16 protein-coding genes, 1 tRNA gene and 1 pseudogene are annotated in these 16,532 nt (G+C 45.8%); 15 read left to right on the top strand and 3 right to left on the bottom strand.

What is annotated here, in order from left to right; translation table 11 throughout:
- Positions 1-84: 84 nt before the first annotated feature.
- Positions 85-891 carry an ABC transporter permease gene (locus tag P9687_RS03745; protein ID WP_017551699.1) on the bottom strand — a complete coding sequence of 269 codons (807 nt, stop codon included), beginning with the start codon at positions 889-891 and terminating at the stop codon, positions 85-87.
- Positions 888-2,087 (bottom strand): annotated as a pseudogene (locus P9687_RS03750) (CDP-glycerol glycerophosphotransferase family protein); the annotation flags it as partial. The pseudogene P9687_RS03750 and the gene P9687_RS03745, both read right to left, overlap by 4 nt.
- Positions 2,088-2,400: 313 nt before the next feature.
- Between P9687_RS03750 and P9687_RS03755 the strand changes: the two are divergent.
- From P9687_RS03755 to P9687_RS03815, 13 genes are all read left to right on the top strand, one after another.
- Positions 2,401-3,546, top strand: a complete 1,146-nt coding sequence (locus P9687_RS03755; protein ID WP_035190838.1) for a DUF4097 family beta strand repeat-containing protein — start codon at positions 2,401-2,403, stop codon at positions 3,544-3,546.
- Between the two features lie 124 nt (positions 3,547-3,670).
- A complete protein-coding gene (locus tag P9687_RS03760; protein ID WP_017551702.1) occupies positions 3,671-4,015 on the top strand; it encodes a phage holin family protein in 345 nt (114 codons plus the stop codon).
- Positions 4,016-4,438: 423 nt separating this feature from the next.
- Positions 4,439-5,392, top strand: a complete 954-nt coding sequence (hprK, locus tag P9687_RS03765; RefSeq protein ID WP_017551703.1) for an HPr(Ser) kinase/phosphatase — start codon at positions 4,439-4,441, stop codon at positions 5,390-5,392.
- A gap of 63 nt (positions 5,393-5,455) precedes the next feature.
- On the top strand, positions 5,456-6,271 hold the full coding sequence (lgt, locus tag P9687_RS03770) for a prolipoprotein diacylglyceryl transferase (RefSeq protein WP_061564968.1): 816 nt from the start codon (positions 5,456-5,458) through the stop codon (positions 6,269-6,271).
- 100 nt (positions 6,272-6,371) lie between these two features.
- Positions 6,372-7,025 (top strand): pyrophosphatase PpaX, encoded by a 654-nt coding sequence (ppaX, locus tag P9687_RS03775; RefSeq protein ID WP_328228553.1) that lies wholly within the window; start codon positions 6,372-6,374, stop codon positions 7,023-7,025.
- On the top strand, positions 7,022-7,537 hold the full coding sequence (locus tag P9687_RS03780; RefSeq protein WP_017551706.1) for an acyltransferase: 516 nt from the start codon (positions 7,022-7,024) through the stop codon (positions 7,535-7,537). The genes ppaX and P9687_RS03780 overlap by 4 nt, the downstream gene beginning before the upstream one ends.
- A 99-nt stretch (positions 7,538-7,636) precedes the next feature.
- A complete protein-coding gene (locus tag P9687_RS03785) occupies positions 7,637-9,148 on the top strand; it encodes a tetratricopeptide repeat protein (RefSeq protein ID WP_328228548.1) in 1,512 nt (503 codons plus the stop codon).
- Positions 9,149-9,330: 182 nt separating this feature from the next.
- A complete protein-coding gene (gene trxB, locus P9687_RS03790; protein ID WP_061564966.1) occupies positions 9,331-10,278 on the top strand; it encodes a thioredoxin-disulfide reductase in 948 nt (315 codons plus the stop codon).
- Between the two features lie 786 nt (positions 10,279-11,064).
- Complete coding sequence (locus P9687_RS03795; RefSeq protein WP_014095823.1) at positions 11,065-11,523, top strand: NUDIX hydrolase; 459 nt, start codon at positions 11,065-11,067, stop codon at positions 11,521-11,523.
- Positions 11,524-11,559: 36 nt separating this feature from the next.
- Positions 11,560-12,450, top strand: coding sequence for an RNase adapter RapZ (rapZ, locus tag P9687_RS03800; protein ID WP_179234300.1), 891 nt, complete (start codon positions 11,560-11,562; stop codon positions 12,448-12,450).
- The gene (locus tag P9687_RS03805; RefSeq protein WP_168985932.1) at positions 12,447-13,427 is read left to right on the top strand and encodes a gluconeogenesis factor YvcK family protein; all 981 of its coding nucleotides are present in this window, start codon (positions 12,447-12,449) and stop codon (positions 13,425-13,427) included. The genes rapZ and P9687_RS03805 overlap by 4 nt, the downstream gene beginning before the upstream one ends.
- A gap of 79 nt (positions 13,428-13,506) precedes the next feature.
- Complete coding sequence (gene whiA, locus P9687_RS03810; protein WP_014095820.1) at positions 13,507-14,460, top strand: DNA-binding protein WhiA; 954 nt, start codon at positions 13,507-13,509, stop codon at positions 14,458-14,460.
- Between the two features lie 110 nt (positions 14,461-14,570).
- Positions 14,571-14,840, top strand: coding sequence for an HPr family phosphocarrier protein (locus P9687_RS03815; RefSeq protein WP_014095819.1), 270 nt, complete (start codon positions 14,571-14,573; stop codon positions 14,838-14,840).
- Between the two features lie 86 nt (positions 14,841-14,926).
- Here P9687_RS03815 and clpP read toward each other — a convergent pair whose 3' ends face one another.
- Complete coding sequence (clpP, locus tag P9687_RS03820) at positions 14,927-15,511, bottom strand: ATP-dependent Clp endopeptidase proteolytic subunit ClpP (protein WP_035182139.1); 585 nt, start codon at positions 15,509-15,511, stop codon at positions 14,927-14,929.
- 241 nt (positions 15,512-15,752) lie between these two features.
- On the opposite strand from clpP, the gene P9687_RS03825 reads away from it, so the two are divergent.
- A tRNA-Arg gene (locus P9687_RS03825) sits at positions 15,753-15,824 on the top strand.
- Between the two features lie 344 nt (positions 15,825-16,168).
- Positions 16,169-16,532 (top strand): Rpn family recombination-promoting nuclease/putative transposase (locus P9687_RS03830; protein ID WP_328228866.1); only part of this gene is annotated, 364 nt, incomplete at its 3' end.

Genomic DNA, 16,532 nt, shown 5'->3' on the forward strand with positions numbered 1-16,532 from the left:
GGGAGTGCGGTTTTTTCATGCCTGTTCCGCGCCATCCGGGCCATTTCGCAGTCAACCGGAAATGGCCATTTTTCGGGAAAACCCTTATAAGAAGTCGACAAAACTGTTTCTAAATTTGATATGCAGAGCCGCGCCAATCATAAAGACGAGGAAGGTAACAGCCCAGAAATAAATCGTGTAATGTAAATGTTCAACAAGATACCATCCCATATTTCCAAGCAATGCAGAGCGGTACCCTTCAACAATGTAGTAGTACGGATTTAACTTTAAAATCAATTCAATCGGGCCATGCAATCTTGCAGATGGATCCCAAAGAACAGGCAAAATATAAATCATCATCCGCATAATCGCCTGCACAATGTTTTGCACGTCCCGTACAATCGTTGCCAGCGTAGATGTAATCAAAGATAAAGAAAATGTAAATACAAACGTGCAAACCAAATAATATGGCAGCTCAAGGTAATAGACGGAAACCGGATAACCTTGAAATTGAAGGATAATGATCACAATCGCAAGCAGCAGCAAGTGCTGATAAAATTTTGACATAATGACATAACTCGGAATGGCGCTTAATGGAAAATTCATTTTTGCAACCATTCGGATCCGGGAATAAATGGAACGGGATCCTTGCAAAACAGCCGGGCTGATAAAAAACCAAATAGACGACCCTGCAAACAGCCATGGAATATAACCCGGACGCGGATGCCCGCCTCTTAAACCAAAACCGAAAACAAACCAGTAAATCGCAAGCTGGATCATCGGATTTATGACTTCCCAAAGGATGCCCAAATAATTATTCCTGTTTTCACTCCTTACCTCATATAAGGAAAGGCGGATAATTAAATAAAAACTGTTGAATTGCTCTTTTAAGACAGTAATGGCAGATTTCATAACTCTTTCCTTTCTGCAAATACCCTTTCAACAACGCGCCGTGCTGATTCTCCACATTCTAAATAACAGAATTTCTGATAAAAAGCATCAAATGAATCCGGCAGTTTATATCCCGCGGCATCCGTCTTCTTCACTTCATCAATCACCTGTGCGGTCGTTGTAACAAGCGGGCCCGGTGCCTCTTTTTCAAAATCAAAATAAAAACCGCGCAAATGGTCTCGGTATTCTTCAATATCGTATACGAAGAAAAGCATCGGCCGTTTTAAAATGGCATAATCAAAAAATACGGATGAATAATCCGTGATCAGCAAATCAGAAATTAAATAAAGCTGCGCGATATCTTCATAATTGGAAAAATCATAGGCAAAACCTTGATAAGGTGCTAAATCCAATTGTTCCGCAACCAAATAATGCATCCGTAAAATTAAGATATAATCATGGCTCAGATGATGCTGCAACTGATCTAAATCAAGTTTTAATTCAAACCGGTACTTCCCGGTTTCATGAATTTGGTTATCCCGCCAGGTAGGGGCATAAAGAATCACTTTCTTATCAGCCGGAAGCCCCAGTTTGCTTTTTAATGCCTTAATAGAGTCACGGTTGTTTTGGGCGGCTAAAATATCATTACGCGGATACCCGGTTTCAAGTATCGCCTGGCGGAATTGAAAAGCGCTCCGGAAAATGGCTGTTGAATAGGCATTGGGCGAAATTAAGAAATCCCACTTCCCCGCCTCTTTCAAAAAATCTTTTTTATACTGGTCAGCCGTAGTTCCCGGAATATGCACTTCTTCCATATCATTTGCAAGTTTTTTCAAAGGCGTCCCGTGCCATGTTTGAAGATATACGGTATGTTTCGGCTTCGGAATCCATAAAGGCATCCGGCTGTTGGTCACCCAGTAACGGGCCCTAGCCATCATATATACCCAGTAAGGAGACAGCCTTTTAATATAGCGGACGTCTTTATTTTGAAAGTTATGTAAGAAGTTTTTGTGTGCGCTCCAGTAACAAGTATAGCCCGGGTAATGCGCTTTGATATATTCATATATCGCCCGTGGATTATCGCTGTACTGCTTGCCCTGAAAGCTCTCAAACATAATCACGTTCTTTTTGGCGGGCAATTTCCCGATCACCAGCATGGCCAGAAAGTAAATTTGCTGTGCGATGTTTTTCAAAGTCTTTTTCATACGTAAACTCCTCACAAAAACACGGCCAATTGAACACAATACACGTCTCATACGGGCATTCAACATTTATCCCGACACTTCCTCATTATATGTCTAAATAGGACAGAATTCAAACCTTTGTTTTAGACTGTTTATGTTGTTTTTTTCATTATTGAAAATTAAATCAAGGTACTATTGTTATTGGAAATTAAAGACTGCAATTGATTTATCAAGTATGACTATAATATGAATGTTAAACAAAGTAAATTTCTATGGTTACTCTTGAAACTTTTACTTCTTCAAGCCGTATTCATATAGAGATTGTAATCCGAAAAAGGAGGCTCCCATGGAAAACAAACGAAAACGGATTTTGGATATGGTGAAGGATGGGAAATTGTCGACGGATGAGGCGCTGACGCTGTTGGAGGCTTTGGACCGGGAAGAGGCGGGACAAATGGCGCTGAAAGAGGATCCGGCAGAAAACGGGGAACAGGCTACAAACGGCGGCAGCGGCGAGGCTGGTAGTACCACCGGACAGAAAAAGTTCCGCGACGCAGACCGGAATTTTAATGAAACGAAAGAAAAGTTGTTTGATCTTGTCGGCGGCGCGCTGAAAAAAATAAAGGACTTTGATCTCCAGCTAGGCCAGTCTGCCGAAGTTTCCCATGTTTTCCAGCAAAGCCTGCCGGAAACCGATACGATTGAATTAGATATCGCAAACGGGCATTTAACGTTTAAACAATGGGATCAGGAAGATGTGCGGATAGAATGCCAGGCAAAAGTGTACCGCACCAATGACAGGGAAGATGCCCGCAGTTTTCTGCTGAACAATAGCACGTTTTCGGTGGAGGGCGGCAGGCTTGTGTTTTCTACGCAATCCAAATGGATGAAAGTGGATACAGCCGTTTATGTTCCGGCGTCCCGCTACCGGAAAATCACGTTGAGCACTTTCAATGGAAACGTCCAGGTGAAGGACATTCAGGCAGACCAGTTAAAAGTGAAAACACTCCACGGAAAAGTACTTGTGGAACATGCCGATTTGGAAACGGCGGAAGTCGAAACGGGAAACGGCACCGTTGATTTTGACGGAAATACAATCGGGCAGGTTGAAGTACAGACGATGAACGGGGATATCCGGTGGAACGGTGCTTGCAGGCGGTCAGACTTTGAAGCCTTTAACGGCAATATTACGGTAAAAATGGCTCCGGGCGCCGATTCATTGCACAGCAAGACCGTCTCCGGAAACATTGAAATGACCATCCCGGAAAACATCTCCGTACACGGGGAAGGAAAAACCAACTTCGGCAACTTTGCGATTGACCTTCAAGGCATGGAAAAATATGAAGAACGAAAAGAAATGATTCAGAAAGTGGCCAGATTTAGCAGAAAAGGTACCACCGAGCCCGCATTATATATTTTTGCCGACGCGAAAACGGGGTCCATCACGATTAACGAACAAAAGGCGGAGAAAGAAGAAAGCCCGGAAGCATAATCGTATTTTTGCCGGGGGAGCAGAAATTTCGCGAAAAAAAGATGCGTACCTGCTCTGCTGCTGGAATCAACTGCTATGCCGTTATATACTGTAAAAAGAACCACACAGAAAAGGTTTGATGATCATGCGCTGGTTACTTGGAATTTTGATCAATGCGGTGTTGTTTATTGCACTTTCCGGCTATTTTCACGGCTTTTATGTCGAAAATATTGGGGCTGCCGTCATGTCAAGTCTCGTCTTGTCCATTTTAAATATTCTGGTACGGCCAATCCTGATTTTGCTTACATTGCCGATCACGATTCTGACCTTGGGCATCTTTTTGCTCGTCATTAACGCCATGACGCTTGTGCTGACGGATGAACTGATGGGCGCAAGTTTTGAAATTGACAGCTTCGGCATGGCTTTTTTCGTTGCGATCATCATGGCGGTCGTAAACTTAATTTTACAGGAAACCGTATTCCGAAAATAAGATACGCGGCGGCCCGACACCGGAGCTTTGAAAAAACGGCGGCGAATACCCGCCGTTTTTTCATGCCATGGCCCGATAGGCTAAATCATTTTCAAGCAGCCAAACTATTTTTACAATGAAAACGCACCGCCCGGCATTTATTTCAAAGGACTTAAGCATGAAGCATCCATCTTTTTACAACAGGGTGGCGATTTTTCGTTCATTTATAGCGTCCGCCCTTTTGGAAGAGGAGAAAAGCAGCATCCGCTCTGATTTGCCATTAGGCCCTGAACCGCTCTAACGCAGTTTTACACGGCACAGGATGATTTTTGGTTGAAAAGGGTGGAACGGGCCCTTTGGGAAATGATAAAATAATAAGAAGCCTTTGAATCATCAACAAGCCGTTCCGGTGGTTTTCATCCGGACTTAACAGGAGGAATTACAGTGGCAAAGGTGCGCGTAGCAGATATGATTGAACATTTTAATCTGGAATTGATCAGTGGGGAAGAGGGCATTCACCGCCCGATTACCACAAGCGATATTTCAAGGCCGGGGCTCGAGATGACGGGATTTTTCGATTACTATCCGGCCGACCGGATCCAGCTGCTCGGGATGACGGAAATCACATTCAGCAAGAGGCTCTCGCCGGAAGAACGGAAAAGCAGGATGGACAACTTATGCAGCGATATTACACCGGGCATCGTGATATCACGAAATTTGGAAGTACCGGATGAGTTAATAGAAGCTTCCGAAGAAAAATCGATCCCTGTGATGCGGACCCCGATGAAAACAACCCGGTTTTCAAGCCGCTTAACCAATTATTTGGAATATAAGCTCGCCCCGGCAACAGCCATCCATGGTGTGCTTGTAGATGTGTACGGGGTCGGCGTTCTGATCACCGGCAAGAGCGGGGTCGGAAAAAGCGAAACAGCGCTTGAACTTGTCAAAAGGGGGCACCGCCTTGTCGCGGATGACTGCGTGGAGATTGTCCAGGAAGAAGAAGGATCTCTGATCGGGCATGCGCCGGAATTGATCGAGCATTTGCTTGAAATCCGCGGCCTTGGCATTATCAATGTTATGACGCTGTTTGGCGCTGGTGCGGTCCGAAGCCATAAAAAAATTACTATGATTGCCAATCTCGAGTTATGGGACGAGCATAAGCAATATGACCGGCTCGGGCTGGATGAGGAAAAAGTCAAAATCCTTGATACCGAAATTACAAAGATGACGGTACCGGTGCGGCCGGGGCGGAACCTCGCCATTATCATCGAAGTGGCGGCGATGAATTACCGCCTGAAAAATATGGGTGTCAATGCGGCGCGGCAATTTACGGCCAAGCTTGCAAACGTCATCGAAGAACACGAGCAGGGAACGGAAGAAGAAAAGAACGAACCGTAAAAATGGCCGGCTGTATTTTAGGCTGGCCTTTACGGCGCGGAAAAGAAGGAGTGGTTGTGAAAAATGGATTCGAATATTACCCCGCTGGATCCGATTGCGTTTCATTTAGGCGGGTTTAGTGTGCACTGGTACGGAATCATTATCGGCTGTGGCATTCTTTTGGGCCTTGCCCTTGCGATGCGGGAAGCTGACCGGCTTTCGGTTGACCAAAATATCATTGCCGATTTATGCATATGGGCGATTCCGATTTCCATTATTTGCGCCCGGATTTACTATGTCCTGTTTGAATGGAAGTATTATGCCCAACATACAAGTGAAATCATTAAAATTTGGAATGGCGGTATTGCCATTCACGGCGCGCTGATTGGGGCGGTGGTCACCGCCATTCTTTTTACACGTGCAAAGGGCGTTTCTTTCTGGAAAATTGCGGATATCGTTGCCCCAAGCCTGATTTTAGGGCAGGCGATCGGGCGCTGGGGCAATTTTATGAATCAGGAGGCGCACGGTCGGGCTGTATCCAGGGCTTTTCTCGAGAACTTGCATCTCCCGGACTGGATCATTAATCAAATGTACATAAACGGCACTTATTACCAGCCAACATTTTTATACGAATCACTTTGGGATCTTGCAGGTTTCATCTTTTTGCTTTTGTTGAGAAGGCGGGCGGCGATGCACAGGGGCGAAATTTTTCTGACCTATCTTATCTGGTACTCGATCGGCCGGTTCTTTATCGAAGGTTTGCGGACGGACAGCCTGATGTTGACTGCGCATATCCGCATGGCGCAAGTTGTATCCTTCATCTTGATTGTTTGCGCGCTTCTTCTCTGGTTTTACCGCAGAAAAACAGGCTTATCGGCCAAACGATACGACGAGCAGTGAAAAAGGATTGATTTTTCCGGATGGTTCAGCCCGTTGCTGGCAGAAAAACGGGCTTGACAGCCAAACGTTTTTGAGCCTTGAAAAGAAAGAGGGAAGCAGATTGAAAGACCGGATTACGACATTGCTGTTTGACTTTGACGGCACTTTAATTGACACAAACGAATTGATTATCCAATCCTTTTTATATACGCTCAATGCGTACTATCCGGGCCGTTACAGCCGCGGGGACGTGCTCATTTTTAACGGCCCGCCTTTAATCGACACGTTTGCGTCGATCGATCCGGAACGGGCGGAGGAAATGACTGCCAAATACCGGGCGTATAATATTCAGCAGCATGATGCGCTTGTCAAGGAATTTCCGGGCGTATATGACACGATTAAAATGCTTAAGGAACACCGCTTTAAACTCGGGATTGTTTCAACAAAAATGAAGGGCACCATCATGAAAGGGCTGAAACTTGCAAAATTGGAACCGTTTTTTGACGTGGTGGTGGCGCTTGATGATGTCAAAAAGGCCAAACCGGATCCGGAGCCTGTCCAAAAAGCGCTCCGCCTTCTCGGTTCGAAGCCGGAAGAAGCGATCATGATCGGAGATAATTACCATGATATCGAAGCGGGGAAAAATGCCGGCACCTTGTCGGCCGGTGTCGCATGGTCGGCAAAAGGGCGCGCTTTTCTTGAGCAATACAACCCGGATTTTATGCTCGAAACGATGCCGGATCTTGCTGAAATTGTCGGGGTCCATGTAAAATGAGAAATACAAAGCGGTATCCGGTTAAAGGATCGAATGCCCTTTGGCAAATTTATAAAACCGTTTCATTCTGGAAAGTTTTTAAAAACGTGCTTGTCATTGAAATTGCGCGCTTTCTTCCGTTTTTGCGCTTCAAAAACCAAATGTACCGCACCTTTTTGCACATGCAAGTCGGGGACAGGACGGCTTTTGCCTACAAAGCGCTTGTCGATATTCTGTTCCCGGAGATGATCACAGTCGGCAAAAATTGCGTGATCGGCTATCATACGACCATTCTCGCGCATGAATATTTGATTGATGAATACCGAATCGGTGAAGTTGTGATTGGGGATGACGTGATGATTGGGGCGAACACGACGATCCTTCCAGGTGTAACGATCGGAGACAGGGCGGTGGTGGCCGCCGGTTCTGTCGTCCATAAAGATGTGCCGGCTGGTGCCTTTGCTTGCGGGAATCCGCTTCAAATCAGGCAGAAAAGTAGCGAAAAGAAAGACCCGGAACAAACAAAACGATAAAAAAGGGAAGAATTACTTTATCCCAAAAGGTTAAAGGCTTTCCAATTGTATGTTATACTACAAGAAACGATGAATGTTACTTGTTTGTGAGGGAACAACATGAGCAAAGATTCCAAATTAAGGCAGGAACATGACAATGTGCTGTCTTTTGTACCAACGGGAGAATACTATTTTAATAAAGGTGTCCAGGCTTATGACCGCCATGACATCAAAAAGGCATTGAAATATATGCAGCGCGCTGCCCAGCTTGACCCGTATGATCCGGTCATCGCCTGCCAGCTTGCGATCATTTATACCCATTGTGAAGCGTTTCGGAAGGCGATTGACATTTTTCGCCATATTTTAGCAAAACTCGATCCCGGCATGGTCGAATGCCATTATTTTATTGCCAATAATTATGCGGATCTCGGATTTTTTAACGAAGCTTTATACCATGCGCGAAAATATCTTGAACTGGACCCGTTTGGCGAGTACAGGGAAGAAGCAGAAGAACTCATTTATGTGCTTGATTTGGAAGAAGAGGACGAAACGGGCGCTATTTCGTATGAACAGGACGAACTCATGGCCAGACAAGAGGAAGCAAGGCGGTATCTCGAAGCGGGACATTTCGATACGGCGCTTTCGGAGTTGCATAAACTGATCAAGAAATACCCCGATTTCTGGTCTGCCTACAACAACATGGCGCTTGCGTGTTTTTACCTTGGCCAGACGGAAAAAGCGGTCGAGGTACTGATGGATTTGCTCGAAAAGAACCCTGGCAACCTTCATGCACTTTGCAATTTAGCGGTTTTTTACTACCATAAACGCGATGACGAAAAGCTGGAACAGATTTTACGCGGCCTTGAAAAAGTTCGGCCGGTGTTACTGGACCATCAATATAAACTCGGTGCAACATTTGCAATTGTCGGGTGCTATGAAGAGGCGTACCTTTGGCTGAACCGGTTGAAAAAAGTTGGGTTTGACGGTGATGCTTCGTTTTACTACTGGCTTTCGCGGGCGGCTTACCATACGAACCGGCAACAGGCAGCAGAAGCCGCCTGGGAGCAGCTTGTGGAACTGAATCCGGAGAAAAAAGGCTGCGAACCATGGAACCGGGAAATGAAAAAGAAAATGAACGAGAAAAATGTCCAATTTATTTTGGACAGGTTGAACAGCACGGAGTTGTCCGAGCGGTTCTTCGGAATTTTCATGATCGGATTGTCTTCCAATCGTTCGGATATCGTATCGCATCCGGATTTTAAACCGCTTGACGATTTTACGCTGACCGAAAAAATTTATCTCGCCCATGTGCTGGAGTCGGATATTCGCGAATCGTTTGACCCGGATGAGGTGTTTGTGCGCGGCCACAATATTGCATGTATCCTCCACAGCCATTACGGTCCGATGTTTCCGGGCTATACGAACTTAATGCTCGCCTGGTTTTCGATTTTTTTAACCGGTCTGAAACGCGGGGAACGGTTTCAAAATGAGTCCGGTTTTGCCGCCGCTATCGATTACTTGTGGCACCGCCAAAAAGGCGACAAAGTGTCCCAGCAGGCGATTGCAAAGGAGTACCGGATTTCCGTCTCCACGTTAAGGAAATACGCAAACCGGATCAAATCGCTCCTTTAAGCACAAGAATGGACGATAAACCAATATTCCTTTACTATAGAGAATGAAAGAAAACCCCACTGCATAAAAGAAAGTGGGGTTTTTTCGAAAAAATCGTATGGAATTGCATCTTTGTGGAACGATGAAAACAGGCGGCCTGCGGTTTCCCGGCCGCGGCCCTTCAATAAGGAGTGGTACAAACGATGAGTGAAGAACAAATTTATGATGTGATCATTATCGGGGCGGGGCCTGCCGGGATGACAGCTGCCGTTTACGCATCGCGGTCAGACTTGAAAACCTTGATGATCGAGCGCGGCGTTCCGGGCGGCCAGATGGTCAACACGGAAGAAGTGGAAAACTATCCGGGTTATGAATCGATTCTCGGCCCGGAGCTGTCAAATAAAATGTTTGAACATGCCAAAAAGTTTGGTGCCGAATATGCATACGGCGATATTAAAGGCATTGACACAGACGGGGATTATAAAATTGTCAAAGCGGGCACAAAAGCATACAAAGCGCTTGCTGTGATTATCGCAACGGGCGCCCAATATAAGAAACTCGGTGTCAAAGGCGAAAACGAACTGGGCGGCCGCGGCGTTTCTTATTGTGCAGTGTGCGACGGCGCTTTCTTCAAAGGAAAAGACCTCGTTGTCGTTGGCGGCGGTGACTCGGCTGTTGAAGAGGGAAATTACCTGACGCGCTTTGCCAATAAAGTGACGATTGTGCACCGGCGTGATCAGCTGCGGGCGCAAAAAATCCTGCAGGACCGGGCTTTTAAAAATGAAAAAATTGACTTTATCTGGAATCATACGGTGAAAGAAATCCATGAAGAAAACGGAAAAGTCGGCTCTGTGACGCTCGTTTCGACTGTGGACGGATCAGAAAAACCATTTAAAACGGACGGCGTTTTCATTTATATTGGCATGGTGCCTTTGACCAAGCCTTTTGAAAACCTGGGCATTACGAATGAAGCCGGTTATATTTTGACGAATGAGGAAATGGAAACGAAAATTCCGGGCATTTTTGCAGCCGGCGATGTCCGCGAAAAAACGCTCCGCCAAATCGTCACGGCAACAGGCGACGGCAGCATTGCCGCACAAAACGCCCAGCATTATGTAGAAGAAGTGAAAGAAGCCATGAAAGCCGGTTGATTACTGGATAAAAAGGCGTGTATCCCCGGCATTTTGCTAAAAACAGGGAAAACGTCAAGTGGTTTTAACGTGTTTGTAACCCGCATGAAATAAACTTGCGGTATGATGTAAATATAAATTGACCCCCTTTTTTATATGTTTGAACCAAGAACACTTATGGCTCCGGCTATAAGCGGTTCAAGGAACCTATCTCCCAGGCACAGGAAAATCCTGTGCTCTTTTTTTGCGCAAAAATTGCGGTGCGGGATATTGCGCTGCTTTTTCCGGCTGATAAATGCGCTGGCTCGTTTATACGGGAGATGAAAGACATTTTAAAGGGTGGCGGGCGCCTATTTGTCCTTCACCGGTTTGATGAAAGACAAAACAAAGCGCGACTGCTTGCCATTTGTCCCTCATCGATGCGATGAAAGACAAAACAAGGTATGACGGGTATCGATTTGTCCTTCATCACCCCGATGAAAGACATTTTATAAGATGGCTGCCAGTATTCTGTCCTTCACCGGCATAATGAAAGACAAAACAAAGCGCAGCTGCCAGCCATTTGTCCTTCATCTGCCCGGTGAAAGACAAATCAAAGTTCAGGAGCCACGGACTTGTCCTCACCCATGCGATTTTCACGATTGGGGAAAACTTGACACAAACGGGGCAGGTGCATTCATTGTTCAACCATTTCATTAATAGTATAATAAAAAGGTACATGGTTTTACGCACGGGAAAGGTTTATCCATCGGTTGAATAGATGCGGATTTGTCCGCATCATTCCGGTTCAGATATGAGGTGACTTCTTTGCAAAGAATAACAAATTGTGTATTCATCAAAGACGGACAGGTTTTATTGCTGCAAAAGCCGCGGCGCAACTGGTGGGTTGCACCCGGTGGGAAAATGGAGCAAGGAGAAACGGTCCGTGAAGCTGTCATTCGCGAATACCGTGAAGAAACGGGCATCTATTTAAAACATCCTGATTTAAAAGGCGTTTTCACCATTGTCATCAAAGACGGGGATAAACCCGTGTCTGAATGGATGATGTTTACGTTTGTTGCCACAGACGGCGACGGCAAAAACTTCGAGCAATCTGCTGAAGGAATTTTGCAGTGGCATGCCATTGATGAAATGAAGAACTTGCCGATGGCGGCGGGGGATACCCATATCTTGGAATATATGGTTCACGGAAGCGGCATCATCTACGGCCAGTTTACGTACACGCCCGACTTTGAATTGCTTTCATACAGGCTCGATCCAAGCTGAAACGCCATGCTAAATTTTCCGTCAGGGGGAAAAAGAATGGGTTTAGAAGGAAATCAAATGCAGTTTGTCATCATTACCGGCATGAGTGGGGCCGGAAAAACAGTTGCGATCCAAAGCCTGGAGGATCTCGGGTTTTTCTGTGTCGATAATTTGCCGCCGACGCTTTTGCCAAAATTTCTGGAACTGATGAAAGATGCCAGTAATAAAATGAATAAAGTCGCGCTTGTAATGGATTTGCGCGGCCGTGAATTCTTTGATGACTTGTTCCGGGCACTGGATGAACTTGACAAGTCTTCGTGGGTTACGCCCACCATTTTATTTTTGGATGCGGATGATTCTGTGCTCGTGCGCAGGTATAAAGAAACGCGCCGGTCCCATCCGCTTTCGCCGGATGGGACGCCGCTCGAAGGAATACAGCAGGAAAGAAAAATCCTCGAGGAGCTGAAAGGGCGTGCGCAGCTTATTCTCAACACATCCAATTTAAAACCGCGCGAACTCCGCGAAAAAATCGTGTTGGAGTTTTCGGCGAATAAGCAGTCGGTTTTCACGGTCAATGTCCTGTCGTTCGGCTTCAAAAACGGCATTCCGATTGACTGCGACCTTGTTTTTGATGTCCGGTTTTTGCCGAATCCGTTCTACATTGAGCATATGCGCCCGAAAACCGGACTGGACGAAGAGGTATACACTTACGTTTTAAAATGGAATGAAACGCAAAAATTTCTTGAAAAGCTGACCGATTTGCTTGCTTTTATGCTCCCGCATTACAAACGGGAAGGAAAAAGCCAGCTGGTGATCGGCATCGGGTGCACGGGCGGCCAGCACCGTTCCGTAGCGCTTGCCGAGTATATCGGCCATTTTTTTGAAAAAGACTATCATACAACGATTTCTCACCGTGATATTAAAAGAAAAGAGGAGCATAAGCCATGAGGCATCCGAAAATTGTGCTGATCGGAGGCGGGACGGGGCTTCCCGTGCTTTTGCGGGGGTTGAAAAAATACCCGGTTGAGATCAGTGCCATTGTAACCGTTGCAGATGACGGCGGGAGTTCCGGAAGAATCCGCAATGAAATGGATATGCCTTCCCCGGGGGACATCCGCAATGTGCTCGCGGCTCTATCCGATGTGGAGCCGCTGCTTGAAAAAATGTTCCAGCACCGCTTTGAAACCGGCGATGAACTTTCCGGGCATTCGCTTGGCAATCTAATTATTGCGGCGCTCACTTCGATAACTGGAGATTTTGTGCACGCCGTAAAGGAACTGAGCAAAGTCCTGAATGTCCGGGGGCAGGTCTTACCATCCGCCAACCAAAGTGTCGTGTTGCACGCCGAAATGGAAGACGGATCGATCGTTTCCGGAGAATCCAAAATTCCGTGTTCCGGCAAAAAAATCAAAAGGGTGTTTTTGACGCCTGAAGTCATTCAGCCGCTTCCGGAAACATTAACGGCCATTCAGGAAGCTGACTTGATCGTGATCGGCCCGGGCAGCCTTTATACAAGTATTTTGCCGAATTTAATGGTGCCGGGTCTTGGAGAAGCAGTATGCCATGCACACGCGAAAAAAGTGTATGTATGCAATTTGATGACGCAGGCGGGCGAGACGAATCATTATACTGCCGCGGATCATGTGCAGGCGATTTTCAACCATATGGGTAGTGCCTGTATTGATACGATCCTCGTTAATGATGAAGATGTGCCGGAACCGGTTATGCACCGGTATCGCAAGGAGCTGGCACAGCCTGTTGTATACGACGTGAAGCGTTTAATGGGGCTCGGCCTGGAGGTGGTTTCGGGAAATATTTTAACGTATAAAGGCGGGGTTATCCGTCACGATACGGAAAAAGTTGCCGAAATCCTTTATGATATTTTGAAAAAGCAACAATGGTTTTCACGCTCCAGTGCCCGGTAAAGGATAAAGGTGGAACATCCCCTTTTCGTGTGCATTTTTTTGCACAGATTTACATTTTGCCAAGGGAGGGGCCTGGAGGATGTCATTTGCATCAGAGATCAAAAAAGAGCTGACCAATTTAGCAGTAAAAGATTGCTGCGTGAGATCCGAATTATCGGCACTGATCCGGATGAACGGATCTTTATCTTTTTCCAACAAGGTGCTGGTTGTCAATGTGCAGACGGAAAATGCCGCCATTGCCCGGCGGATTTACGTCCTTGTAAAAAGATTATATGATGTCCCGGTGGAATTATTAGTCAGGAAAAAAATGCGCCTGAAAAAAAACAACGTCTACATTGTCAGGCTGAAGGCCCGGGCAAAAGAAATATTGGAAGATTTGCATATTCTCGGCGAACATTTTACCTTTACCCGGAACATTTCCCCGGAACTGCTGAAGAAGAAGTGCTGCAAACGCTCCTATTTGCGCGGGGCTTTTCTGGCGGGCGGATCCGTTAACAATCCGGAAACTTCCTCTTATCATTTGGAAATTTCCTCCCAATATAAAGAACACAACGATGCACTATGCCGCCTGATGAACGGGTTTCATTTAAACAGCAAAACGCTTGAAAGAAAAAAAGGATATATTACGTATTTAAAAGAAGCGGAAAAGATTACGGAGTTTCTCAATATTATCGGTGCCCATCATGCCCTGCTCCGGTTTGAAGATGTCCGGATTGTTCGGGATATGCGCAATTCCGTCAACCGGCTCGTCAATTGCGAAACGGCCAATTTGAATAAAACGATCGGAGCCGCCCTCCGTCAAGTGGAAAACATTCGCTATATTGAAGAAACGGTCGGCCTTGATGCACTGCCGGAGAAACTGCGCGAGATTGCAGTATTGCGCGTGAACCACCAGGATGTGACTTTGAAGGAACTCGGCGAAATGGTGTCCGGCGGACATATTAGCAAATCCGGCATCAATCACCGGCTCCGCAAAATCGATGAAATTGCCGAGAAACTGCGGGCAAACGGGCCTGTCAATAAAAATTCATAATGGGTGCCAAAAATTAATCATGTAAGATGGATAGGTTTAAAAAGTATAAAGACGGGGGGCGTATTGGCAGAAGGCGCCCCTGTCCTGCTACTTGAAAGGAGAGGGTTATCGTGATCGAAAAACAATTGGAAGTGAAATTAAAATCCGGTTTGCAGGCGCGCCCTGCAGCCCAATTTGTCCAGGAAGCCACCCGCTTTTCATCGGAAATTTTTCTTGAAAAAGAAGGAAGAAAGGTAAATGCAAAAAGCATTATGGGGCTGATGACCCTTGCTGCGGGCCACGGGGAAACTGTTACGCTGAGCGTGGACGGGAGCGATGAAGAAGAAGCTTTTGAACACTTGGCGAACTATATTGAAGGGAAAGAAAAACTTCCGTCCTGATGTAAGCGCATGCGGCCGTCAGCCTGCGGGTTTTTCAAACACAGCACAAGGCCGCCCGCTTGCGGACGGCCTTGTTCAATCTTATTTCAATTCTTTTTTGTCATAATATGGTCAATCAAACCATATTCTTTTGCTTTTTCCGCGCTCATGAAGTTATCGCGGTCTGTATCCCTTTCGATCACTTCAATCGGCTGGCCGGTATGGTCGGACAAAATTTTGTTTAATTTCGCGCGCGTATACAAAATATGTTTTGCCGCGATTTCAATTTCTGTTGCCTGGCCTTGGGCGCCGCCTAATGGTTGGTGAATCATCACTTCGCTGTTCGGCAGGGCATAACGTTTCCCTTTCGTGCCGGCGGTCAACAGCACGGAGCCCATTGATGCAGCCATCCCGACGCAAATCGTTTGCACGTCCGGTTTGATGATCTGCATGGTGTCATAAATGGCAAGGCCCGCAGTGACACTCCCGCCAGGACTGTTAATATAAAGATAAATATCTTTTTCAGGGTTTTCCGCTTCCAGGAACAAAAGCTGGGAAACAATCGAGTTGGAAACATTGTCGTCAATCGCGCTGCCAAGCATAATAATCCGGTCTTTTAACAGGCGGGAATAAATGTCGTATGCGCGTTCCCCGCGGTTTGTTTGTTCAATTACTGTGGGAATTAAATTCATATTGAGTATCCTCCTTCTTCTCTTCGGAATGGTCCATCATATGCTATATCATGGATGTTAAAGGAATTATTCTCCATCCTTATGTACTGATCATACAATATTGGTCAATGAAGGTCAAAAGAATTGCCTTCACCTGAACTACAATACCCATCATAACCAAATTCCGATAAAATAAAACCAAAAAGGGGCTTGCTTTTTTGTTCATTGTCCTTTATAATCTATTATTGTTGAATCACTTATTGCCCTCGTGGTGCAAAGGATAGCACGTGAGATTCCGGTTCTCAAAATGTGGGTTCGATTCCTGCCGAGGGCGTTTTCTAAAAACTGAACAATTAGCTTAAAATTTTTTAAACCCTTGATACGACTGCATTTGCAGTCGTTTTTCTTTTTCTCTGATACGGAAAAATAAGGCGAAAATTGAATGAATTTTGCACCACAAATCTCATTCATTGCGCCACCTGCGACATTTCCTTCATAGTGCCATATATTCAGGTTTTGAACAGTTTTTGTATAAATCATGGAGGGCTTTATTGGTTACGATAAATTGATAAGAAATATGCAAAAGGAGAATGCCGGACCAAATTTGCAAAATCCACTTGAAAAACGAACGTTTGTCCTTTATAATAAAACTGAAAAATGAGAAAAGGGGTGTTGCCATTGGAACTTGTAATGGAAAAACATGCCGGTTATCACGTGCATGATCGTTTTTTTAAGGAGCTGATCCAAAACTTTTTTCAGGAGTTTATGGAGGCGTTTTTCCCGGATGTGGCAGCGGATCTCGACTACCGCCGGGTGCGGTTTTTGTCGCAGGAACAGTTTACGGACTTTCCAGGCGGTGAGCAAAAACGGGTTGACATCCTTGCCGAAACGAAGGTAAAAGGCAAAGATACCGTGATTCTCATCCATGTAGAGCCGCAGTCGTATTACGAGAAGCCTTTTCCTGAACGCATGTTTCGTTATTACATGATGATCAGTCTCCGGCACCGGAAACCGGTATTGCCGATTGCCGTTTTTAGTTACG

It is taken from the genome of Weizmannia sp. CD-2023 (genome assembly GCF_036225245.1).
Classification (GTDB): domain Bacteria; phylum Bacillota; class Bacilli; order Bacillales; family Bacillaceae_C; genus Weizmannia; species Weizmannia faecalis.